Origin of the sequence: Amycolatopsis cynarae (genome assembly GCF_026802195.1) — a bacterium.
Classification (GTDB): Bacteria; Actinomycetota; Actinomycetes; order Mycobacteriales; family Pseudonocardiaceae; genus Amycolatopsis_E; species Amycolatopsis_E rhizosphaerae.
In genome coordinates this window covers 2,885,649-2,906,553 of sequence record NZ_CP113836.1, presented here as the reverse complement: position 1 = coordinate 2,906,553, position 20,905 = coordinate 2,885,649, and the positions used below count along the sequence as shown (strand labels likewise).

Here is a 20,905-nt window from a genome sequence, read left to right as displayed (position 1 = left end):
ACGCCGTGGATCAGGCGAGGAGGCGGGCTTGGTCGAGGACGAGGCGGTATGGGAGGCATTCGACTGGCTCAGCGGGGCGGACACCGAGACAGGCCCGGGCGTCTACCTGTACGGACCGGAGGACTTCCGCAAGTCGCTGGCGGACTTCGAACCGGCCATCGGGAACTGAGCGCCATGCCCGCTCACGGGGATACCCGACCTCGGCAGCGCCCGATGTCACGCCCCCTGCCGGTTCAGGCCGGGCGTCCCCGGAGAATGTGGTAACTCCACGACCGTAGTGGCCTTGCTGCTGACCAACGTTCCTCAACGGCCAGATCCGGCTGGCCTCGGTCAGTCGATGCCTTCGACGATGCGGAAGTCGCGCTCGACGCCGTCGGAGAGGGCGACCAGCGCCTCCTGGTAGGCCGCACTCTCGTGCGCCGCGACGGCCTGCTCGAAGCTGTCGAACTCGACCAGGACGGTGCGCTCGGCGATCCCGGCGTCATGCGCCACGACCCGACCGCCACGGACGAGGGTCCGCCCGCCCGCAGCCCGGACGGCCGGACCGGCCAACTTGTTGTAAGCAGCCAGCTTCTCAGGGTCTGAAATGGTGCGGTAGACGCTGACCCAGTAGCCCTTGGGCATGGAACCTCCAGTGTCGGGATGAGTGCATCTGACTTACAGGTTGGACTCGGACGGGCGTCGGCGGGCGAGAGCAAGGCTTGTCAGCGTCGTGATCGCCATGGCGCCGATGCCGACCAGCGCCGCGGTGGTGTAGGCGCCGTCGTCGGGGAAGAGGTGGCCGGGGCCGGTGCCCGCGGTGAGGATCAGGCCGCCGATTGCGCTGCCCAGAGAGTACCCGATCCTGGCGGCGGCGCACCGTCCTCCGCGGCGCGGTTCGCCTCCGGCAGTCTCTTGCCAAGGCCGCCCGTCATCCCCATCCCCGGTCGGCAGACACCGGACAAAGTTCGGGGTACCGGCAGTGCCTCCCACCCCGATCTCGGCGTGTCTACCGTGGAGGTATGGGCACGATGGACCTGCGCAGCGAGATCCGCGAGTTCCTCAGCTCGCGGCGGGCGCGCATCGCACCGGAACAGGCAGGGCTGCCCGCCTACGGCGGCAAGCGCCGGGTCAAGGGGCTGCGGCGGGAGGAAGTGGCGATGCTCGCCGGCGTCTCCGTGGACTACTACGTCCGCATGGAGCGGGGCAGTCTGGCCGGAGCGTCCGAGGGTGTGCTGGACGCACTGGCTTCGGCGTTGCAACTGGACGAGGCCGAGCGCGACCACCTCTTCGCCCTCGCCCGCGAATCGGGAGCGCGTGGCAGCCGTCGCAGGCGGAATGCACCCTCGACCGTCCGTCCCGTGCTGCAGCAGGTCCTCGACGCGATCACCGACGCCCCCGCATGGATCCGCAACGGACGCCACGACATGCTCGCGATGAACCAACTCGCCCGCGCGCTCTACTCACCGGTGTTCGCCGACCCACGGCGGCCGGCGAACACCACCCGGTTCGTCTACCTCCACCCCGGGCCGGCCGAGGAGTTCTTCATCGACTATGACCAGATCGCCCGGGACGCGGCCGCGATGCTGCGACTGGAGGCGGGCCGCAACCCGCACGACCAAGAGCTGATCGCGCTCGTCGGCGAGCTGTCCACCCGCTCGGAGTTGTTCCGGCAACGGTGGGCCTCCCAGGACGTCCGCTTCCACCGGTCCGGCCGGAAGCGACTTCGCCACCCCGCGGTCGGCCAGCTCGACCTCGACTTCGAGGCCATGGAACTCCCCTCGGAGCCCGGACTGCAGCTCAACATCTACACCGCCCCCGCGGACAGTCCGACCGCGGACGGCCTCAAACTGCTTGCCTCCTGGGCTGCCAGCCAGGAGAAACTCGTGACCAAACGGCACAGCTCACCAGCGTGATCTTCAGGCACGCCGCCACAGCCGGCTGAGCCGGCGCGCCTGAGGTCCAGTCAGCGCGGCACGACCCGCATCGTCGTCGCCCGCGCCGCGGCGCTGGTGATGCGCCTGACCGGCTCCGTGCCACGGCCGTACTTCAGGGCATACGCCTCGTCGATGCGATCGTTGAGGGCGTCGTCGTCGATGTCCACAAACGAAACGTCCTTCTCCGCCCCATCGGCGAGGATACGGCCTTCGTGCCGGGTACGAGTTCCGCGATACCACGCGGCGGTGGGTCCGTTGACCGAGCGGACATAGTAGTCCCCGTCAACGCACACACCCCAGATGATCCGGAAGGAACGCAGACTGCCGTCCCGCCGGAGCGAGGTGATCTCGATTTGGTACGCGCGGTCGATGCCGGCGAGTTCGCCGGTGCTCCACGTGGCCATGATGCGCCTCCTCGTGCTCAGTCCAGCAGGCTCTTCGAAGCGAGATATTCCTCGTCGGTGACGTGCTCGCCCCATTCGGTCTCGCTACCTTCGCCCGGTCCCTCCCACATCGCGAGGTGGGTCATGAAATGGTCGGGCGCCGCCCCGTGCCAGTGCCACTCCCCCGGCGGTGTGTGAACGGTATCGCCGGGCCGCATGACCACGATCTGCCCACCACGCGACTGCACCAGCCCGACACCCTCGGTGACGTGCAGCGTCTGCCCGACCGCGTGCGCATGCCATGCCGTACGCGCGCACGGTGCGAACCGCACCGTGTTGACCCGCATCCGGGACGGCTCCTCGCCACGGCAGATGACGTCGAACCAGACGTCTCCGGTGAACAGCTCCGCCGGGCCCTTTGTGCTCGGCTGCTTGCGCAGTTTTTCCACGATTCTCCTCGCCGTTCTTTTGATCGTCTTTGGACAGTCCGCGCCCTACTTGCGCTCGAGCATCCGTGTCTGAACCTCGTTGTGGTGATATCCCGCGGCCGGCGGAAGATTGTCGAGCCGCTGGATCTGCTCCACAGTGAGTTCCACCGCGTCGGCGGCGACGTTCTCCTCGACCCGTGCGACCCGTCTCGTGCCGGGAATGGGCGCGATGTTGTCGCCCTTGGTGAGCAGCCACGCGAGCGCGACCTGAGCGGGCGTGACACCGGCTTCGGCGGCCACGGCCGCCACCTCGTCGGCCAGGCGCAGGTTGCGCTCGAAGTTCTCCCCGGTGAACCGGGGGTTGGTGGCACGGAAGTCGCTCGCGTCGAACCAGTCGTTCGAGCGGACCGTGCCCGTCAGGAACCCGTGACCCAGCGGGGAGTAGGGCACGAATCCGATGCCGAGCTCCCGCAGCAGCGGCAGCACCTCGTCCTCGGGGTCCCGGGTCCACAGCGAGTACTCCGACTGCAAGGCGCTGATCGGGTGCACCGCGTGGGCGCGGCGGATGGTGCTCACCCACGCCTCGGAGAGGCCGAGGTGGCGGATCTTGCCCTGCCGGACCAGCTCGGCCAGCGCCCCGACGGTGTCTTCGATCGGCGTGCCAGGATCGACCCGGTGCTGGTAGTACAGGTCGATGTGGTCGGTGCCCAGCCGCCGCAGCGAGCCCTCCACGGCCAGGCGAATGTTGGCGGGACTGGAGTCCAGCTCCCCCTGACCGCGGCCGGTGTGCGAGATCATGCCGAACTTGGTCGCCACCACCACCTGGTCCCGGCGGCCCCGGAGCGCCCTGCCGACCAACTCCTCGTTGGCATATGGCCCGTAGACCTCGGCTGTGTCCAGGAACGTGACCCCGAGATCCAGCGCACGGTGGATGGTACGGATGGACTCGGCCTCGTCAGAGCCGGCCCCGGTGTAGGCGAAGGACATGCCCATGGTGCCCAGACCGATCCGGGACACCTCGAGGTCGCCGAGTTTGACGTGTTGCACAGCGTTCTCCAATCAAGGACGGACTAGGATCTTTAGCGCGGTGCGTCCGGCCGTGGCGCGGTAGCCATCGGGCATCTCATCCAGCCCGACGATGCGGTCGAATACCCGGCCGGGCTGGCCTCGGCCTTTCAGCGGATGCGCTTGGCACCGAACCGCTGGGCGGCCAGCACCGCCAACAGCCCGACCGTCCCGCCGCCGACGACCGTCACCGCGCTCTGCGGGCCTTCCCGGCAGAACTGACCGGTGTTGTCGGCCCACAGGAACGGCGCGATCACCGGATCTCCGGCCGTCACACCGGCCACGTCGGCGCCGGTCTCCCCGACCACCCCCGGGAACTCGTGCCCCATGCGCCGTCCCTGCTCCGAACGCGACATGGAGGCGTAGGGCCACACACCGTTCCCGCAGATGCTGGCCCGCACCACGCGCACGAGGACATCCGTCGGCTCGCGCAGCACCGGGTCGGGCACGTCCTTTACCTGGACGTCGCCCGCGGCGTACATCACGGTCGCTCGCATGGGTCTTCCTCCTCGTCTCTCACCTTCGAGGAAACCTTCGCCGCGCGCACGATGGGAGGGCCCATCGTTCGGGGTAATGCCAGAGCCCCCTTACCGGCCGAGCAGCGACGTGGGAACGCCCCCGGAAAGGGGTTGTCACAGACCCTCCCAGCAACCCGGAACGAAGCGTTGAATTCGGATATGGACTACACACGACTTGGCACATCTGGTCTCGAAGTCAGCCGGATCGTTCTGGGATGCAATGAGCTTCGGAAAGGCGGGCGACGGGCGCGGCTGGGCACTCGACGCCGACGCGGCGGAGCCGATCTTTCGCCAAGCCGTGGAACTCGGCATCACCTTCTGGGACACGGCCAACATCTACGGCCGTGGCACGTCGGAGGAGATCACGGGTCAGGCCGTGAACCGATACACGCGCCGCGACCAAGTCGTTCTCGCGACCAAGCTGTTCGCGCCGATGGGGCCCGGTCCAGGCGGGAAGGGCCTGTCGCGGCGCGCGGTGTTCGAACAGGTCGACGCCTCGCTTCGCAGGCTCGACACCGACTGGATCGACCTCTACCAGATTCACCGCTTCGATCCGGACACTCCGGTCGAGGAGACGATGGAAGCTCTGCACGACGTGGTGAAGTCCGGGAAAGTCCGCTATCTCGGTGCTTCCTCGATGTGGGCCTGGCAGTTCTCCAAGATGCAGTACACCGCGGAACTGCACGGCTGGACGAAATTCATCTCGATGCAGGATCAATACAACCTCGTAGCGCGTGAGGAGGAGCGGGAGATGTTCCCACTCCTGTCGGACCAGGGCGTGTCCAGCATCCCCTGGTCACCGCTGGCCGCCGGGCTCGTAACCCGGCCGTGGGGCGACAAGAGCACCACACGAGGACATCTCAACCCGACCACCGACGCGTCCGGCACTCCGCTGTACCTCGATAGCGACCAGGGCACCGTGGACACGGTGGAGCGCATCGCGAAGGACCGAGGCATCCCCATGGCGCAGGTCGCGCTGGCGTGGGTACTGCGCAATCCCGTCGTGGCGGCTCCGATCGTCGGCGCGACGAAACCCCGCCACCTCACCGATGCGGCCGCCGCGCTCGACGTCGACCTGACCGATAAGGAGGTCGCTGCGCTCGAGGAGCACTACACCCCCCGCAAACCCACCTACTACGGCTCGAAATCAGGTTACTGACGACGGGGAGACGGCCGCACTGCGCGCGGAGTATACGGATATCAAGGCAAGAAAGCCAGACACCAGGTCAGGGTTCTCGGCCTGCTGCCCGCGTAGGCAAGTTACCGCGCGCCGCGGCTTCCGCCGTCATTCTTCCCCGTCCAAACCCAGCGAACTGGTCGACAGGTGCCGAATCAATCTGGCAGCAGGATGTCACGGGGTGTCAGCCGAGCCGGTCGGCGGCGGTGGCCGCGTGCTCGGCGGCGGTCACGTCCAGCAGGACCACCGCGTCATGGTCCCGCGTGCCAGGTTCGGCGAAGTAGCTGATCAGCCGCTGGCCGGGGGTGCCGTCCAGGCGCATCGACTGGTAGCCCAGGGTGAGGTCGCCGACCTCGGGGTGCCGGAAGGCCTTGTGGCCGTGAGTCGTACCCCGAACCTCGTATCGGTCCCAGAGATGGGCGAACTCCTTGCTCTCGCCCAGAAGCTCCTCGATCAGTCCCGTGACGTCGGGCGCGTCCGGCTCGATCCCGGCCAGCGTACGCAGGCGAGCGACGCAGCCAGAGGTCAGCTCGTTCCAGTCCCGGTACAGGCCACGCGCGGCCGGATGGAGGAACAGATGCCGGATGGTGTTGCGCCTGCCGGCCGGCCAGTCGGCCATCCCGTTGAGCAGGCGAAGGCCACTGGGGTTGGCGGCCAACAGGTCACTGGCCCGGCTGAGCACGTACGCCGGGTTCGGCCGCAGGCTCTCCAGCATCGACTGCGCCCCCGGCGGCACGGTGCGGGTGGGCGCGGGCTGCCCTCCCGCGACAGGGCGCGCGGCACGGGCCGCGAGCTCACGCAAATGTGCCTGCTCATGCTCGTCGAGTTGCAGGGCACGGCCGAGTGACTCGACGACGGCCGGGCTGGGGTGCACCTCCTTGCCACGTTCCAGCCGGATGTAGTAATCGATACTCACTCCGGCCAGGGCGGCCAGTTCCTCGCGGCGCAAGCCCGGGGTGCGGCGCAGACCCGGCCCCACGGCGATCCCGGCACGGTCCGGGGTCACGGCAGCACGGCGCGCCCGCAGGAAACAGCCGAGTTCCGCGCCACCGGCGCTGCCGCGCTGGTCAGCGGTCATGTCTCCAGTCTGACACCCCGGCGACCCCGCAGCAGCCCCGGCTGGGCTCACACACCTCCAGGCATGGCCGTGGGAGGTACTGCCAGTGCCCCGAACGACAGGCACTCCCGCGCCCACCGCGAATCCGGTTCTCTGGACGTGGGACACAGCGCAGTGCGCCCGATGATTCCATCCGCAAGAACGAAGGAGACACGGATTTCATGCGCGCAGCGTTCATGTTCGGGGCCGGCGACGTGCGGATCGAACAAATCCCCGACCCCGTGCTGCGGGAGCCGACCGACGCACTCGTGCGGATCGTGCGGTCCTGCATCTGCGGCTCCGACCTGCACCCCTACCACAACTTGCCGGACACCCCAGGGGGCACTCCGATGGGCCATGAGTTCATCGGCGTCGTCGAGGACATCGGCACCAGCGTCGCGACAATCCGCACGGGCGACTTCGTCATCGCCCCGTTCGCATGGTCGGACGGCACCTGCGAGTTCTGCCGGGAAGGCCTGCAGACTTCGTGCCTGCACGGCGGTTTCTGGGCCGCGGGCGGGATCGGCGGTGGTCAGGCCGAGGCGATCCGGGTACCGCTGGCCGACGGCACACTGGTGAAGGCACCAGCCACGGAGGACTCCGCCCTGCTGCCATCATTACTGACCCTGTCCGATGTGTACGGAACCGGCTACCACGCCGCGAAGCGGGCGAACGTCACGGCAGGCGACACCGTCGCGGTGATCGGCGACGGCGCCGTCGGCCTGCTCGCCGTGCTGTCGGCAAAGCAACTGGGCGCCGAGCGGATCATTCTCATGGGACGCCACAAGGTGCGCACCAACCTCGGCGTCGAATTCGGTGCGACCGACGTGGTGCCCGAACGCGGCGACGAAGGCATCGCCAGGGTGCGCGAGCTCACCGGCGGGCACGGTGTGCCGAAGGTCCTCGAGGCGGTCGGGCACATGCCCGCGTACGAGCAGGCGGTCGGCATCGTTCGCCCGGGCGGCGTGATCAGCCGCGTCGGAGTGCCCCAGTACGAGGAAGCGGCCGTCGGGTTCGGCAGCCTGTTCGGACCGAACATCACCCTCACTGGAGGCCCCGCCCCGGTCCGCGCCTACATCGAGGAACTGTTGCCCGCCGTGCTCGACGGCACAGTCGAGCCGGGCAAGGTCTTCGACCGCACGGTCGGGCTCGACGAAGTGCCCGACGGCTACCGGGCGATGGACCAGCGCGAAGCGCTGAAAGTCCTCGTCCGTCCTTAGCAGACGCGCCGGGGGTGCCGATCCACCCCCGGCGTCCGTCCCGTCACCGATCAAGGGGACACGTGATCCAGACACCCGCCAAGCCCGTGGCACGTCCGACGGCGATCCTGGCGATCATCCTCGTCAGCTACTTCATGATCCTGCTTGACAACTCGGTCATCTTCACCGCGCTGCCGAGCCTGCAGAGCGACCTCCATCTGTCCACCACGGAACTGGCCTGGGTGCAGGACGCCTACACCCTCGTGTTCGGCGGCCTGCTTCTGCTCGGTGCGCGTGCGGGCGACATCCTCGGCCGCCGCCGCGTCTTCGTTTTCGGCCTGTCTGTCTTCTGCGCCGCGTCGCTGCTCATCGGACTTGCGCCCACCGGGTGGTGGCTGATCACGACCCGCGCCGTCCAGGGCATCGGCGCCGCCATCGTCGCACCGTCGTCGCTGTCCCTCCTGACCGCGAGCTTCCCGGAAGGACGCGAACGGACCCGAGCCGTCTCGTGGTACGGCGCCACCGCCGGTATCGGTGCCAGCCTCGGCCTGGTGATCGGCGGCGCTCTCGCCCACTGGATCTCCTGGCGCGCCGGGTTCTACCTCAACGTCCCGATCGGCATCGCGATGATCGCACTGGCGCCACGATTCGTCCCCGAGACCGAATACGCACGGGGACGGTTCGACCTGATCGGCGCTGTCGCCGCGACCCTCGGGGTCGGCGCGCTCGTCTTCGGTACCGTGGACTCGGCCAGTGCCGGATGGGAATCCCCGGTGACCATCACCTCACTGATCATCGGCATCGTCTTCCTGGTAGGACTGGCCGCCAACGAGTGGCGCGCCGAGCAACCGATCATGCCACCACGGCTGTTCGCCAGCCGCATGCGGACCGGCGCCTACCTGGCGCGCCTGCTCTACGTGGGCGCGATGATCGGATTCTTCTACTTCACCACCCAGTTCCTCCAAGGAGTACTCGGCTTCAACCCGCTGCAGGCCGGTGTCGCGTTCTTCCCGATGACCGTGGTGAACTTCGTCGTCGCCACGGCCATCCCGCGCGTTACCCGCCGTCTCGGCAACACCGCATCCCTCTGCGTCGGCATAGCCCTGACTCTCGCGGGCATGACCTGGTTGAGTCGCGTCACCGCCGACAGTTCCTACCTCACGGCCGTCGCCCTACCCATGGCGCTGGTCGGGGCCGGGCAGGGACTGGCCTTTGCCCCGCTCACTTCCGCCGGTATCGCAGGCGCCACCGCCAAGGACGCCGGGGCGGCGTCCGGCCTGGTCAACACCTTCCACCAACTCGGCATGTCACTCGGCCTGGGCATCCTGGTCGCCGTGGCGAGCTCGGCGGCGGATGGCACTCGCGATACGGCACTACGACTCGCCGAACGCGTCAGCGCGGCGTTGACGGCGGGCAGCGCTCTGCTCGGGCTCTGCCTCGTCGTCTCGCTCGCGCTGATCGTGCCAGCATCGATCTCGGCCCGGCCCTGGACGGAGGGCGCCCCCGAACACCTCGAGGCAGTCAGCTGATCAGCGGATTGGACCTTCGGGTGCCCCCGCATCCGCCTTGCCCACTGCCCGCCGAACTCACAGAACTCAGCCGCTGTCGATGCGACAACATGCCAGAACCACCAGCACCCTGCGAGTTTGTCGAGTCGCTTCTCGATCGTCTGGAGACCATCACCAAACGCCTGGAAGAGACCGGCTCCGTTACTGCCGAACAGTGGCGGCGGACCGGCACTCATTCGGATTCGCCCCCACTCTCTCTTAAGTTCCGCCACGCGGTCGAAGCGCGGCGTCAGCCGGTCGAGTACCGCCACGCCCGCGACGGGCACGAGTGTCTTGATCCGGCTCGTGCGGGCGTTCTGCACGGGCAATGGCGCAAGGTCCGCACTGGTGATCCCGAGTGCGTCGAGCACCGCGGGCATGGCGTCGGCGCAGACGGGAACCACCTGGCCCGGCGGCTGCGAGATCTCCACCCTCCGGTCCTCCCCCGTGCCCGTCAGCCGCGCGTCCACGACGCCGCTACGCGTCCAGATCGACACCTCGTCACCGGAAATCCGGCCGAGCCGGTCGAGCAACCACACCGCACCGACGGTCGCGTGCCCGCACATGGACATTTCGTGGTTGGGCACCCAGAAACGGAAAGTGTAGGCACATCCCGAACCGGCGGGTGCCGGTGACACGAAACCGCTTTCGTGGCCGTGCGCACGGGCGACGGCCTGCATGTCGACATCGGACAGTCGTGCCGCGTCGAGCACGATCGGCGCGGGATTGCCGCCGCCCGGTCCGGCGGCGAAAACGGTCACAACGCGGGCCTGTGGGGGCATCGAAGGTCAGCTCCGTTCTTCGCGGACGGTCAGTGTGGCTTCAAGGCGTGCCTCGCCGGTGGTGGCCTGGTCGTCCCCCGGGCCCAGCGCCGCGCCGGTATCGCGGACGCGGCGCTGGGCCAGTCCCCACAGCAGCGCCACGACGACGAGCGTGATCAGCGCCTGGCTGCCGGGCTGCAGCAGCAGCGGCGTGCCGGTCTGGACGAAGCCGGTGACCGTCAGGACGACAGCGACCACCACCGCGGCCGGGGCTGCGAACAGTAGCTCCCGCCGCTGGACGAGGTCGCGGGCCCAGTCCGGCACGCGGTGCGGGCGGCGCAGGCGCAACCCCAGCCAGCCCAGGCCGACGATGCCGATGACGAGCATGAAGGTCAGCGACCGTAGGGCGACGCCGACCTGGAACCCAGCCGTGGCTTCCTCGACGAGGAACACCAGCGCGAGCCCAGACGTGACCAGGACCGGGATGATCGGCACCTGGCGGGTACTGGTGCGGCCACACGCGGCGGGCAACAGGCGGTCCTCGCTCCAGGCGTACATGATGCGCGAGCAGTCGACCATCAGCGGCGCCACGGTCTTGCCGGCCACCACGACCACGAACAGGTCGAACACGATGGTCAGCGCGCGTGGCGCCAGCACCGCGACGATGGCCGGGATCGACGCCGCGTCCTGGTGTCCGCCGGCCACCAGCGGGTGCACGGCATACCACGGCACGGCACGGAAGACCGACAGGGCGACCACCCCGTACAGCACCATCGCGATCGCCCAGCCTCGGGCCAGTCCGCGGGCCAGGGACTTGCCGTCACGCGTTTCGCCGCCCAGCGACGGAAATTGCTGGGGCACCACCCCGAGGCCGGTAAGCCGGTCAGGGCGACGGCCGCAGTGTCCGGCGACGGCTTCGTGGGTGAGGCGGGCAAGCTCGCGGGCCGCCCCTGGATCGGTGACCCAGTGGTGGTACTGGGTGGGGGTGGCGGAGACGACCTGAACGTCGACCCTGGCGTCCGTCATCGCGGCCGTCCGGCGATCGACGTCGACCAGCAGCGGCTGATCCACGAGAGGGCGCTCCATTCGGGAGTAGCGGGAAGGCTGCACCCTCCACACTGCACTGCCTCCGGCCAGGAAGGTACGGCATATCGCGCATGGGCCACATTCCCCGGAGCTATACCCGCTGCTCGCCCAGAACGCCGCGCAGCCACCGATGCCCCGGGTCGTCGTCGTGCACCGGATGCCACCAGAACGCCTCTGTCAGCGGCACCATCTCGAAGGGGAACTCCAGCACCCGGATCCCGGCGCCTTCGGCCGCCGCGACCCGGCCGGGCACGACCCCGATCGCGTCCGAGCCGCGAACGAGCCGGGGCACGACGAGGAAGGACTCCGCGACCGCGACCACCCGCGGGACGATGCCGAGCAACTCCAGCTGCCGCCAGGCGGGTGGGCGGCTGGCCTGGTCCGCGAAGGTGGCGATCCAGGGCAGCCGTTCCAGATCTCCTCTGGTCAGCCTGTCGCCCACGAGCTGGTTGTCCGCGGAGACCACGCAAACCCACCGGTCCGTGTGGACGTCCATAGAGGACGCGAGGCCGAGGTAGCCATGCGGCAGCAGGACACCGTCGACGGTCCGCAGGTACGCGTCCTCGTGCTCCAGCAGTTCGGCGGTGACCGGAATGAAGCGAAGGCGCACGCCCGGCGCGAGGCGGCGGACCCGGAGGAAGAACCCGGTCCCCGCCGTGGCGATCCCGTGATCGGACGAAACGATGGTGAAAGTCCGGGTCGATGTTTCCGGCGAAAAGCTCGTTTCCGCGGCGAAGGTCCGGTCGACGGCGGCGGCCGCGGCCTCGGCCAGGGGACGCAACCGCTCCGCGAACGCGGTCAGCCGGTAGGAGTTGCCTGCCCGTTCCAGCAACGGGTCGCCGAAGTGCCGGCGCAGTCGCCGCAACGATTTCGACAACGTCGGCTGGGTGCGTCCCAGACGCGCCGCCGCCGCGGTGACACTGAGTTCGCTCAGCAACGCGTGCAGCGCCTGCAGGTGGGTGGACTCCAGGCCGAAGGAGCGAAGGCCATCGCTGTCAGTCGCCACGGTAAACCGGCTTCCGTTTCTCCAGCGCTGCGTTGACCGCTTCTTTCGCGTCGCGGTAGGCCGACAGTTCGCCTGGGCCAGAGCCGCTCGTCTTACAGTCCCGCTTGAACGTTCCCACTGGGCATCGGCAGCTTGCATCTTACCTGGATTCAAGTATAGTTATCGGAGAACCGATGGACAAATTTCCTGCCGATGAGGTTTGTGCCCGTCCGCCTGGAGATTCAGCGGCTTCTCGACGACTGGGTGTTCAGCCGGGGCAACGGCGAATCGGCGACGCTGCGCGCGATGTTCGCCGCCGACGGCCGGAAGACGACGAACTACGCGGGGTTCACCGCCGACGAGTTCCTCAACTTCATTAAGGAACTGCCGCCGTCAGGGCCGCCTCTCGAACCACTTCACCGGCCCCAGCCGGATTCGGCTCAACGGAGCCCGCGCTCTCGTTGAAACCCAAAGTGTTCTCATGCTCCGCACAACGCTGCACGACGTCGAAGTCGACGCCTCCGACTTGGTCCAGTACCTCGACCGGATCGTGCTGGAAGACGGAAGCTGGCGTGTACTCGATCGCCTCCCCCGCTACATCCAGGATCGATTCGATCCCGTGCGCCGCGACGCCAAGCTCGAACTGCGTGACGACCTACCCGCCAAGTGTCCGACCAGCGCACGGCACCTCGTATATCCGCAGTTCGCCGCTCGTTCCGCGCCGGACCCAATGCCGAGCACGCTCGACTCCCCCCAGGCGACGGCGATCACCACTGATGCCAAGGAGTGGCTGGCGGAAGCCGCCTGACTCGCGGATTCACCGACGAACCCCGACGGCCCGGAGAGCCCCGGGCCGTCGGCGCCTCGCGCGGACCTCGGGTCAAACCAGCGTCCGGGCGACATCTCCGGAATCGATCGCGTACAACTCCACGATCGAGCGCTCGCTGATCAGCCATTCCCCGTCAACCCGGCGCAGCTTGAGGTCGTACCGCCCACCGAGACTGGACGAGCGCAGCCCCTCACCGTCGCCTTCGGCGAACACGCAATACAGGTCGGCAAGACAGGTAGCCTCATCGCCGTCGATGTCGATCACGTGGTTCGACACCAGGTGGTGCGCGAACTTGAACTTGCCCACCTGAGCGAAGTAGAGGTCGGCGAGCTCGTCGATGGGGAGTTCGCGCGGCTGCCAGTCGGGGATGACGACCGACTTGGTGAGAAGCACCCGGCCTGTAAAGCAAGTCTTGTAGGCCTCGCGGTCCCCGTTGTCCTGGGCCCGCGAAAGGCGCGCGAGCGTACGACGGATGGCGAGCTCGTCAGCGACGCGCTGCAGGACGGACTCGTTGATCGTCATCGGTTCTCCACTCTATTTGACTAGACTCCAGTACAGAAATATAGTCGTCACACAAACTGATGGCAACCTGGCGCATCGCAGCCACAGGAAGGCAGCTCATGGAGTACGACATTGGAGACAAGGTCATCGTCGTCACCGGCGCCGGCCGAGGTCTCGGCCGGGCACTGGCGCTCGGGCTCGCGCGCGAGGGTGCGCGCGTCGCGGTGCTGACCTCGGACAAGGACGAAGCTGACGAGGCCGACGCGGCATTGCGGTCGATCACCGCACCCGAACGCGTTCTCACTTTGTGCGTCGACGTATCCGACGAGAATCAGGTGCGGGACGCTGCGACCGCGGTCGACCAGCAGTGGGGCCAGGTTGACGGGCTCGTCAACAATGCGGCCATCATGCCCGCGATGACACCGGTGGTCGATCTGGACGTGGAACTGTTCCGGCGGGTGATCGACGTCAATCTGATCGGCTGCTTCCTGACCACCAAGCACTTCGCACCCCTGATGATCCGCGACGGCGGCGGCCGGATCGTCTACATCAGCAGCATGATCGGCGTGCAGGCCAACCCCGGGCAGGCGGCCTACGGCACAAGCAAGGCGGGGCTGACCCTCCTGTCGAACGTCGTCCACCGGGAACTGGCGGACAAAGGTATCCGCACTGTCGCATTAGCGCCCGGACTCACCGACACGCCCGGAATGCGGGCAATCGCGAGCGATGAGTACATCGAGCGAGTCGCGTCCGCCTACCCCGGCGGCCGCATCGGCCAACCGGAAGACATCGTGGCATTCGTGGCGTTCCTGTGCAGCAACGCCGCGCAACACCTTTCGGGCACGCTCCTGCCGATCCGACCGGTCACGGGCTGAGGTACCACATGACAACCGACTACACCGAAAACCAAGCGGAAACCGAGATCAGGCCGTTCCATCTGCACATCTCCGATGAGGCCATCCAGGACCTGAAAGAGCGCCTCGCTCGTGCCAGGATGCCGGAGAAAGAGGTGGTCGACGACTGGTCGCAAGGCATACCCTTGGAGGAAACCACGCGCCTCCGCCAGATTTGGGCAGAGAAATACGACTGGCGGACCGTCGAGTCCGAACTGAACGACCGGGGCCAGTGGATCACCCGCATCGACGGCGTCGGCATTCATTTCCTCCACGTCCACTCGCCGCGTCCCGACGCGCGACCGCTACTGATCACCCACGGCTGGCCGGGCTCGGTAGTGGAAGCTCTCGACGTCGTCGACGGCTTGAGCAACCCACCGGCCGACCAACCGGCCTTTCACCTGGTGATTCCCTCGCTGCCAGGATACGGCTTCTCGGGTAAGCCCACCGAGCCCGGCTGGAACCTCGAGCGGATCGCCGATGCGTGGGCGGAGTTGATGAGCCGGCTCGGTTACCAGCGATTCCTCGCCCAAGGCGGGGACTGGGGAGCTCAGATAACGACGACCCTGGCCCTCCGGCATCCGGAACGGGTCGCCATGATGCACACGACCGTGCCGTGGGCTCCTCGTCCGGACGGATTTCCCGACAGCGAGTTGACCGGTCTCGAGCGAGACTGGATCGCCCAGCGCGAGAAATTCGTCGCCAAAGGAACCGGATACGCTCTCGAACAGGCGACGAAGCCCCAGACACTGGGCTACGGCCTGACGGATTCACCAGTCGGGCAACTGGCCTGGATAGCGGAAAAGTACTACGAATTCACCGACAACGAAGGCGGACTGGAGAGCGCGGTGCCACTCCACCGTCTGCTCGACACCGTCTCGGTGTATTGGTTCACCGCGACCGCAACGTCGTCAGCCCGGCTGTACTGGGAAAGTCACGGGCGAATGGACATGACGACACCTGTCACGGTGCCGGCCGGGGTTTCGGTGTTCCCGCACGACCTGATGAAGTTGCCCAGGGCATGGACAGCCGCACGGTTCGTGGACCTGCGCCATTGGAACGCTCTCCCACGGGGTGGTCATTTCGCCATGTTGGAAGTACCCGATCTGTTCATCGCCGAACTTCGCGCTTGCTTCGCCGGGGCTCCCCGATGACGGCCGGCGCCGCCGGCCGGCACCTGCAGGATCTCGGTGGTGGGTGCTATGCCTGGCTCCAGCCGCCAGGTTGCTGGGGCTTCGCCAACTCCGGCCTGATCGTTGACGGAGGCCAGGGTCTCGTCGTCGACACGCAGAACGACATGCCGATGGCCAGTGCTTTCCACAGCGCGATCCAGTCGATGTCGGGGGCGCCGAGCGTCGACGTTGTGGTCAACACCCACGGGGACGGGGATCACTGGAACGGCAACCAGTTGTTCGACGGTGCGACCATCATCGCGTCGGAGGCGACACTGGCGGACATTCGTGGCCACTGGCTCGACCCGTCGAAGATCGACGCCTACGCCCAGGGCGACAGTGCTTTCGCCGAATTCATGCGCTGGCGATTGGCCGTCTTCGCCTACGACGGATGGCGGCCGGTCCATCCGAACCAGACCTACACCGGGCAGTTGCCGTTGGATGTCGGCAAGATCTCAGTAGAGCTGCGCGAATTCGGGCCTGCTCACACCTCCGGAGACACCATCGTCTGGGTGCCCGGCGCCGGCGTGCTCTACAGCGGAGACCTGTTGTTCACCGCATCCACACCCATCATGTGGGGCGGTCCCCTCTCCCGCTGTGTCCAGGCCTGCGATCGCATCCTCGGGCTCGAACCGCGCACGATCGTGCCTGGCCACGGACCGATCATCGGCCCAGAAGGGATTGTCCCGATCCGCGATTACCTGGCGTTCGTCCTCGACTACGCGAAGACGGCATATCAGCAGGGTAAGTCACCGCGGGAGGCCTACCGCGAGTTAGACCTCAGCCGCTGGGGCGACTGGCCGCACCTCTCGCGCACCTACCAGAACATCAGTCTGGTCTATCGCGAGCTCGATCCGCAGAACTTCAAGGGCGACGTACGCGACACGCTCAACGTGGTGTACGGCGACGATCACGGCGATTGGCGCAGCCTCCCGGCAACCTCGACCGGCTGACCGCCGGACGCCGGGGCGAGTTCAATGATCCACGGGTGCGCCGGTGAGGTATCGCGAAAGTGCGACATCTCCTGGCGCACCGGCGCATCTGCCGGCCAAACGCCAGAACCGTTGGCGGCCGGTGGCGACAGCGTTATCCTGCCCGCCGATTTCGGAAAATCGGCGGGAAGAACGACGATGTCGCCACCGGCCTACCGGTGATACATCTAGCCTCGATCTTTCGTGAGCTCAGCGCGAACACGTCGCCGCGCCCGGTCTCCGTGGCGATGTCGTTCACGCGCACGAGCACCCGCCGCCCCGGCGTTCGGGCAGCGCCGAACACCTCCACGGCGGCTTCCCGAGCCAGCGAAACAAGGCGGTACCTCCACCGAAGATCGATCGCGAGCGCGTGTGGCAGAAAGCCTCCGGGGAGCGCTGCTCCCTTGAACCTCCCGGCGACCCACTGCTAACCCTGCTGATCAGCCTCGTACATCGTCCGTAACTCCGCCTTTCGGATCTTCCCCACGCTCGTTCGCGGGAGGTCGTCCACGAACTTGACCACCGTGGGGACCTTGTAGGTCGCCAACCGTTCGCGGCACCACCTCCGGATCTCTTCCTCGACGCCCGCTGCGAATCCCGCTCGGAGCACCACGGCGAGCATTACGGCCTCGTCGTAGACCGGATCCGGAATGCCCACCACCGCACATTCCGCAACTGCCGGGTGGGTCGCCGCGACGCCCTCCACCTCACTCGCCGAGATGTTCTCGCCCGATCGTTTGATCATGTCCTTGGCGCGATCAGCGAAGTAGAGGAACCCATCCACGGCCCGCCAGGCCAGATCACCGGTGCGCAGCACGCCGTCATCGAACGTCTCCGCTGTCGCCTGCGGATTACGCCAGTACCCGGCCGCAATGGTCCCGCCGAGCGTGCCGCGGACCATGATCTCGCCGATCTGGCCGTCCGGAACCGGGTTTCCGTCGCCGTCCGCGAGAACGAGGTCGACGTCGGCTTGCACCGGGCCGATGCTGTCCCACCTGCGCTCGGACGAGTCGGGGTTGATGGTCGGCGGCAGGACGGTCTCGGTCATCCCATAGAGTTGCACGAGCCTTGTGCTGAACCGGTTCTCGAATTCGGCGGCCGCCGTGCTGGAGAGATTCTGGGCGAAGAGGACGGCGCGCAGCCCGGCCTCGCCCGCGGCTGCGGGCCGAGACAGGATCATGCGGATCGGTGCGGCGAAGAGGCTGCCCAAGGTCGCGCCGAGATGTGCGGCCTGGATTCCCCATCGTGATGCGGAGAATCGTTCGGCCACCGCTACCGAAGCGCCTCGGACCAGCGCTGACATGGTGCAGTAGTACTGCGCGTTGGCGTGGAACAGCGGCAGCGCGATGAACCAGCGGTCGTCCGCCGTGATGGAGAGGTGCTTGGCGACCGCGCGGCCGACGGCGAGATAGTTGGCGTGAGTGACGATGACGCCTTTGGGGCGGCTGGTGGTACCGGAGGTGTACAAGATGGCGGCCGGGTCGCTGAGGGAGACCGGGGCCTCGGGTACGGAGCCGCCGCCTGCCGCGAGATTTCGAGCATGGTGCCCGGCACCGACGATGACCGGGTCGGACGCGCCGGCCGCATGCAGGACGTCGGCGTTGTCCTCACTCGCGATCGTGACCGCCGGAGCCGCGTCGGCCAGCACGTGGCGGAACTCCACCACCGACGAACGTGGGTTCGTGGGCACCAGAACGGCTCCCAAGTAGGCAGTCGCGAACCAGACATCCAGGAACTCCTGGCCGTTGGCGAGGCTGACGTGCACCCGGTCGCCGCGGCGAACGCCAAGGTCCGCGAGTGCCGCCGCGGTGGCACGTAGCCGGGCGAGTTGCTCGCCGTAGGTGATGCGGACAACACGGTCGTTCTCCTCGAAGACCGAGAAGATTGCCCCCGTCGGCGCGGCGGCGACAAGTGCGGCGGTGGTCTCAACTGTCATGGCGGCGATGAACCTCCGGAGCGCCTCGATAGGTGGACAGGCCCGACCCGGCGGGAGGGTTCGCGCGAGGAGCGACCGGGTTGCGCAGGATTCCGATACCGCTGGCCTCGAGCGAGACGACGTCGCCGGGTTGAATCCATCGGTCGAGTTCCAGGCCGCAGCCTCCGCCCACCGTCCCGACAGCGAAGAACTCGCCGGGGTGGACCGTCTCGTCGAGCGAAGCCCAGGCCAGTACTTCAGCGAAGGAGAACTGACGGTGGCGGGTCGTGCCTGAGCTCCAGAGCTCACCGTTGACGCTCGCTGTCATCTCCACGGACCACTCGTCCACTTCGTCCATGGTCAGCACGCACGGGCCCATCACGTTGCAGAAGTCCTTCCCCTTGGAGGGCCCGATGCCCATGGTCATCTCATAGAACTGGATGTCGCGGGCGCTGACGTCGTTGAAGATCGTCACACCCGCGATCCGATTCGCGGCCTCTGCCGGCGTCAAGTCGCGTCCGCCGCCTGATGTGAAGAAGCCGAGTTCGAGCTCGAAGTCGAGTTGAGCGGTGTAGGAGGGCCAGAGCAACGGTTCCTCCGGCCCGATGACGGTTTCGACGTTGCACTGGTAGCAGATGGGCATGGCCCGGAAAGCAGCTGGGACGCTCAGTCCGGAACCCGTTGCGTGGTCGGAGTAGGTGAGGTAGTCGCGGATCCGACGCGGCCGCGGCACCGGCGCGAGTAGTTCGACCTCGTGCAGGTCGAAGACCGCCCGGCGCCCGTCCGCGTCGATCAGCACGTCACCGTGCTCGGCTGCCCGCGCGGCCACTTCCGAGGCTCGCTCGGCCAGCCCCCGGACCGCGGCGCCGCCCTCGAAGAATGCCACCATTTCGGTCGGCACCTCGGGCGCGCGAACGAGCGCTGCTTCTCCGGAATTCAAGTACTTCTCGGCATGCAGCACCCGCATCGGGTCGATTACCGTCGAACCCGTCAACACACCAAGGCGGGCTTCGGAGCGCGCGGACGAGGTCGGGATGTAGGTAACAAGACGCACCATCAACTCCAGTCGGACGGATAGCGAGGAAGCGTCAGCAACAGAAGTGCCGTCATGAGGAGGAGACCCGCCGTGGTGCACAACGCGGGTAGGTAGGAGCCCGCCGCATCTTGGACCGCGCCGTAGAAGACGCCCGAAAGGGCCGCGCCGACGGTGGCCACCAAGTAGAACAAGCCATAGATGCGGCCGTAAGCACGTTGGCCGAAGTACCGGGCTGAGAGGTAGCCGATGAGGTCGAACTCGGCACCGGTAGCCAGCCCGATCGCGAGCGCTGCGAGCGGGGCGGCACCGGCCCCGAACACGACGACAGCGAGGACACAGGCCGTGGCGATCACCAGGATCAGGGAAGCGGTGCGCGGGGCGTGGAAGCGGTCGAAGAACCAGCCGCCGAGCGGGCGGAAGACGATCACTCCGATACCTGCCAGGCTTGCGATCTTCCCTGCACTCGCCACACCGACTTTGGCGTCCTGGAGATAGGACAGGAGGTGCAGCTGCAGGCCGGCCATGGCGAACAGCACCATGAAGAAGCACACCGCCAGTGTCCAGAAGGTGCGGCCCAGCAACGCCTCCCGCAGGGTAAGGCCGGACCGGGAATCGGTAACCTCGGCGAGCCGGATGGTGCGCGGCGGACGGGTCGCCACCGGCGACCGGGACAACAGCGCCGCGACGATCACCGCCCCGACCGCGACCGTGATTCCCAGTACGACGAATCCGGTACGCCATCCGGTCCTTGCCGCGTAGGGCGCCAGTACCTCGGGGAGCACGAACGCGGCTATACCTGTCCCGATGGTGGAGAGACCGAGGGCGAACCCCCGAGTGCGTACGAAGGCAGCGCTCACCGCTCGTGCGTAGGCGACGGTCGCCGATCCCGACGCCGCGATGCCCAGCAGCGCGCACCCGGCGTAGTAGACGCCGACGTTGCTGCTCAGCCGGCTGAAGAGCAGGAGTGAAACCGACAGTCCCGCCAGACCGCCTACGACGATCCAGATCATGCGGATCCGGTCACTCACCCAGCCCAGCAGCGGGGAGACTCCCGCGACGACAAGCAGGACGATGGTGCCTCCCAGGGAGATCTGGGCGCGCGACCAGCCGAGGTCCTGTTGCATCGCCCGGAGGAAGATAGCCAGGCCGTTTCCTGGGATCGCCGCTACGCCGACGGAAATGCCGAGTAGCGCCGCCAGCAGCAACGGCCAATGGCGCCGCAACTCCTGGCGACCGGGCTGTGACCATTCCCGGGTGTCCGCACTGTCCTGACTCTCCGGGGTGGCCTGGGAGCCGGGGGCTGCTTTCATCGATCTCGACCTCTTTGTCGTTCGGATGGCTTACTCGGCGACTCGATCGTTGAACATGTACTTCAGTCCAGTTAGTAGGACAGTAGCTTGCGTGAGCCAGGTGTCAACGCCTTCCCC

Annotated in this window: 21 protein-coding genes and 1 pseudogene; 9 read left to right on the top strand and 13 right to left on the bottom strand. The window is 67.4% G+C overall.

Features of this window, described 5'->3' with window-relative positions; translation table 11 throughout:
* Nucleotides 1-28 precede the first annotated feature (28 nt).
* Nucleotides 29-169 carry a hypothetical protein gene (locus ORV05_RS13785; RefSeq protein ID WP_268758881.1) on the top strand — a complete coding sequence of 47 codons (141 nt, stop codon included), beginning with the start codon at nucleotides 29-31 and terminating at the stop codon, nucleotides 167-169.
* A gap of 161 nt (nucleotides 170-330) precedes the next feature.
* Here the strand turns inward: ORV05_RS13785 and ORV05_RS13780 are convergent, their stop codons facing one another.
* Nucleotides 331-624, bottom strand: coding sequence for a DUF1330 domain-containing protein (locus ORV05_RS13780; protein WP_268758880.1), 294 nt, complete (start codon nucleotides 622-624; stop codon nucleotides 331-333).
* A gap of 377 nt (nucleotides 625-1,001) precedes the next feature.
* On the opposite strand from ORV05_RS13780, the gene ORV05_RS13775 reads away from it, so the two are divergent.
* The gene (locus ORV05_RS13775; protein WP_268758879.1) at nucleotides 1,002-1,895 is read left to right on the top strand and encodes a helix-turn-helix transcriptional regulator; all 894 of its coding nucleotides are present in this window, start codon (nucleotides 1,002-1,004) and stop codon (nucleotides 1,893-1,895) included.
* 50 nt (nucleotides 1,896-1,945) lie between these two features.
* Here ORV05_RS13775 and ORV05_RS13770 read toward each other — a convergent pair whose 3' ends face one another.
* The 4 genes from ORV05_RS13770 to ORV05_RS13755 all read right to left on the bottom strand — a co-directional run bounded on the left by ORV05_RS13770 (nucleotide 1,946) and on the right by ORV05_RS13755 (nucleotide 4,289).
* Nucleotides 1,946-2,320 (bottom strand): DUF2255 family protein, encoded by a 375-nt coding sequence (locus ORV05_RS13770; protein WP_268758878.1) that lies wholly within the window; start codon nucleotides 2,318-2,320, stop codon nucleotides 1,946-1,948.
* A 17-nt stretch (nucleotides 2,321-2,337) separates the two neighbouring features.
* Entirely contained in the window at nucleotides 2,338-2,748 is a 411-nt protein-coding gene (locus ORV05_RS13765) for a (R)-mandelonitrile lyase (protein WP_268758877.1), read from the bottom strand.
* 45 nt (nucleotides 2,749-2,793) lie between these two features.
* Nucleotides 2,794-3,774 carry an aldo/keto reductase gene (locus ORV05_RS13760; protein ID WP_268758876.1) on the bottom strand — a complete coding sequence of 327 codons (981 nt, stop codon included), beginning with the start codon at nucleotides 3,772-3,774 and terminating at the stop codon, nucleotides 2,794-2,796.
* A 128-nt stretch (nucleotides 3,775-3,902) separates the two neighbouring features.
* Nucleotides 3,903-4,289 carry an alcohol dehydrogenase catalytic domain-containing protein gene (locus ORV05_RS13755; RefSeq protein ID WP_407652754.1) on the bottom strand — a complete coding sequence of 129 codons (387 nt, stop codon included), beginning with the start codon at nucleotides 4,287-4,289 and terminating at the stop codon, nucleotides 3,903-3,905.
* 196 nt (nucleotides 4,290-4,485) lie between these two features.
* Between ORV05_RS13755 and ORV05_RS13750 the strand changes: the two genes are divergently transcribed.
* On the top strand, nucleotides 4,486-5,469 hold the full coding sequence (locus ORV05_RS13750; protein WP_268758875.1) for an aldo/keto reductase: 984 nt from the start codon (nucleotides 4,486-4,488) through the stop codon (nucleotides 5,467-5,469).
* A 202-nt stretch (nucleotides 5,470-5,671) separates the two neighbouring features.
* On the opposite strand, the gene ORV05_RS13745 is transcribed toward ORV05_RS13750, so the two are convergent.
* Nucleotides 5,672-6,565, bottom strand: a complete 894-nt coding sequence (locus ORV05_RS13745) for a helix-turn-helix transcriptional regulator (RefSeq protein ID WP_268758874.1) — start codon at nucleotides 6,563-6,565, stop codon at nucleotides 5,672-5,674.
* A 200-nt stretch (nucleotides 6,566-6,765) separates the two neighbouring features.
* On the opposite strand from ORV05_RS13745, the gene ORV05_RS13740 reads away from it, so the two are divergent.
* Both ORV05_RS13740 and ORV05_RS13735 read left to right on the top strand, forming a co-directional pair.
* The gene (locus tag ORV05_RS13740; RefSeq protein WP_268758873.1) at nucleotides 6,766-7,803 is read left to right on the top strand and encodes a zinc-binding dehydrogenase; all 1,038 of its coding nucleotides are present in this window, start codon (nucleotides 6,766-6,768) and stop codon (nucleotides 7,801-7,803) included.
* Nucleotides 7,804-7,865: 62 nt separating this feature from the next.
* Nucleotides 7,866-9,311, top strand: coding sequence for an MFS transporter (locus ORV05_RS13735; protein ID WP_268758872.1), 1,446 nt, complete (start codon nucleotides 7,866-7,868; stop codon nucleotides 9,309-9,311).
* A gap of 293 nt (nucleotides 9,312-9,604) precedes the next feature.
* On the opposite strand, the pseudogene ORV05_RS36480 reads toward ORV05_RS13735, so the two are convergent.
* From ORV05_RS36480 to ORV05_RS13720, 3 genes and pseudogenes are all read right to left on the bottom strand, one after another.
* A pseudogene (locus ORV05_RS36480) lies at nucleotides 9,605-10,111 on the bottom strand (PhzF family phenazine biosynthesis protein); the annotation flags it as partial.
* A gap of 6 nt (nucleotides 10,112-10,117) precedes the next feature.
* Nucleotides 10,118-11,161 (bottom strand): amino acid permease, encoded by a 1,044-nt coding sequence (locus ORV05_RS13725; RefSeq protein WP_268758870.1) that lies wholly within the window; start codon nucleotides 11,159-11,161, stop codon nucleotides 10,118-10,120.
* A gap of 106 nt (nucleotides 11,162-11,267) precedes the next feature.
* Nucleotides 11,268-12,182: a LysR family transcriptional regulator gene (locus tag ORV05_RS13720; RefSeq protein WP_268758869.1), complete on the bottom strand. Its 915-nt coding sequence runs from the start codon at nucleotides 12,180-12,182 to the stop codon at nucleotides 11,268-11,270.
* 199 nt (nucleotides 12,183-12,381) lie between these two features.
* On the opposite strand from ORV05_RS13720, the gene ORV05_RS36355 reads away from it, so the two are divergent.
* Nucleotides 12,382-12,969: a nuclear transport factor 2 family protein gene (locus tag ORV05_RS36355; protein ID WP_326938140.1), complete on the top strand. Its 588-nt coding sequence runs from the start codon at nucleotides 12,382-12,384 to the stop codon at nucleotides 12,967-12,969.
* A gap of 72 nt (nucleotides 12,970-13,041) precedes the next feature.
* Here the strand turns inward: ORV05_RS36355 and ORV05_RS13705 are convergent, their stop codons facing one another.
* Nucleotides 13,042-13,512, bottom strand: coding sequence for a nuclear transport factor 2 family protein (locus ORV05_RS13705; protein WP_268758866.1), 471 nt, complete (start codon nucleotides 13,510-13,512; stop codon nucleotides 13,042-13,044).
* A 98-nt stretch (nucleotides 13,513-13,610) separates the two neighbouring features.
* On the opposite strand from ORV05_RS13705, the gene ORV05_RS13700 reads away from it, so the two are divergent.
* Genes ORV05_RS13700 through ORV05_RS13690 form a run of 3 tightly spaced genes read left to right on the top strand, consistent with a single transcriptional unit; the run spans nucleotide 13,611 to nucleotide 16,509 of the window.
* The gene (locus ORV05_RS13700) at nucleotides 13,611-14,366 is read left to right on the top strand and encodes an SDR family NAD(P)-dependent oxidoreductase (protein ID WP_268758865.1); all 756 of its coding nucleotides are present in this window, start codon (nucleotides 13,611-13,613) and stop codon (nucleotides 14,364-14,366) included.
* 8 nt (nucleotides 14,367-14,374) lie between these two features.
* Nucleotides 14,375-15,538: an epoxide hydrolase family protein gene (locus tag ORV05_RS13695; RefSeq protein ID WP_268758864.1), complete on the top strand. Its 1,164-nt coding sequence runs from the start codon at nucleotides 14,375-14,377 to the stop codon at nucleotides 15,536-15,538.
* Entirely contained in the window at nucleotides 15,535-16,509 is a 975-nt protein-coding gene (locus ORV05_RS13690) for an MBL fold metallo-hydrolase (RefSeq protein ID WP_268758863.1), read from the top strand. The genes ORV05_RS13695 and ORV05_RS13690 overlap by 4 nt, the downstream gene beginning before the upstream one ends.
* 445 nt (nucleotides 16,510-16,954) lie before the next feature.
* Here ORV05_RS13690 and ORV05_RS13685 read toward each other — a convergent pair whose 3' ends face one another.
* From ORV05_RS13685 to ORV05_RS13675, 3 genes are read right to left on the bottom strand one after another with little or no spacing between them, the layout of a single operon-like run.
* On the bottom strand, nucleotides 16,955-18,463 hold the full coding sequence (locus ORV05_RS13685; RefSeq protein WP_268758862.1) for a class I adenylate-forming enzyme family protein: 1,509 nt from the start codon (nucleotides 18,461-18,463) through the stop codon (nucleotides 16,955-16,957).
* Nucleotides 18,453-19,499 carry a fumarylacetoacetate hydrolase family protein gene (locus tag ORV05_RS13680; RefSeq protein WP_268758861.1) on the bottom strand — a complete coding sequence of 349 codons (1,047 nt, stop codon included), beginning with the start codon at nucleotides 19,497-19,499 and terminating at the stop codon, nucleotides 18,453-18,455. The genes ORV05_RS13685 and ORV05_RS13680 overlap by 11 nt, the downstream gene beginning before the upstream one ends.
* Nucleotides 19,499-20,788: an MFS transporter gene (locus ORV05_RS13675; protein ID WP_268758860.1), complete on the bottom strand. Its 1,290-nt coding sequence runs from the start codon at nucleotides 20,786-20,788 to the stop codon at nucleotides 19,499-19,501. Before ORV05_RS13675 ends, ORV05_RS13680 begins: the two co-directional genes overlap by 1 nt.
* Between the last annotated feature and the right edge of the window lie 117 nt (nucleotides 20,789-20,905).

Coding starts and splice junctions, on each gene's coding strand:
- ORV05_RS13780 (WP_268758880.1), bottom strand. CDS start 624: ATGCCCAAGGGCTACTGGGTCAGCGTCTACCGCACCATTTCAGACCCT.
- ORV05_RS13775 (WP_268758879.1), top strand. CDS start 1,002: ATGGGCACGATGGACCTGCGCAGCGAGATCCGCGAGTTCCTCAGCTCG.
- ORV05_RS13770 (WP_268758878.1), bottom strand. CDS start 2,320: ATGGCCACGTGGAGCACCGGCGAACTCGCCGGCATCGACCGCGCGTAC.
- ORV05_RS13755 (WP_407652754.1), bottom strand. CDS start 4,289: ATGCGAGCGACCGTGATGTACGCCGCGGGCGACGTCCAGGTAAAGGAC.
- ORV05_RS13745 (WP_268758874.1), bottom strand. CDS start 6,565: ATGACCGCTGACCAGCGCGGCAGCGCCGGTGGCGCGGAACTCGGCTGT.
- ORV05_RS13740 (WP_268758873.1), top strand. CDS start 6,766: ATGCGCGCAGCGTTCATGTTCGGGGCCGGCGACGTGCGGATCGAACAA.
- ORV05_RS13705 (WP_268758866.1), bottom strand. CDS start 13,512: ATGACGATCAACGAGTCCGTCCTGCAGCGCGTCGCTGACGAGCTCGCC.
- ORV05_RS13700 (WP_268758865.1), top strand. CDS start 13,611: ATGGAGTACGACATTGGAGACAAGGTCATCGTCGTCACCGGCGCCGGC.
- ORV05_RS13695 (WP_268758864.1), top strand. CDS start 14,375: ATGACAACCGACTACACCGAAAACCAAGCGGAAACCGAGATCAGGCCG.
- ORV05_RS13690 (WP_268758863.1), top strand. CDS start 15,535: ATGACGGCCGGCGCCGCCGGCCGGCACCTGCAGGATCTCGGTGGTGGG.
- ORV05_RS13685 (WP_268758862.1), bottom strand. CDS start 18,463: ATGACAGTTGAGACCACCGCCGCACTTGTCGCCGCCGCGCCGACGGGG.
- ORV05_RS13680 (WP_268758861.1), bottom strand. CDS start 19,499: ATGGTGCGTCTTGTTACCTACATCCCGACCTCGTCCGCGCGCTCCGAA.
- ORV05_RS13675 (WP_268758860.1), bottom strand. CDS start 20,788: ATGAAAGCAGCCCCCGGCTCCCAGGCCACCCCGGAGAGTCAGGACAGT.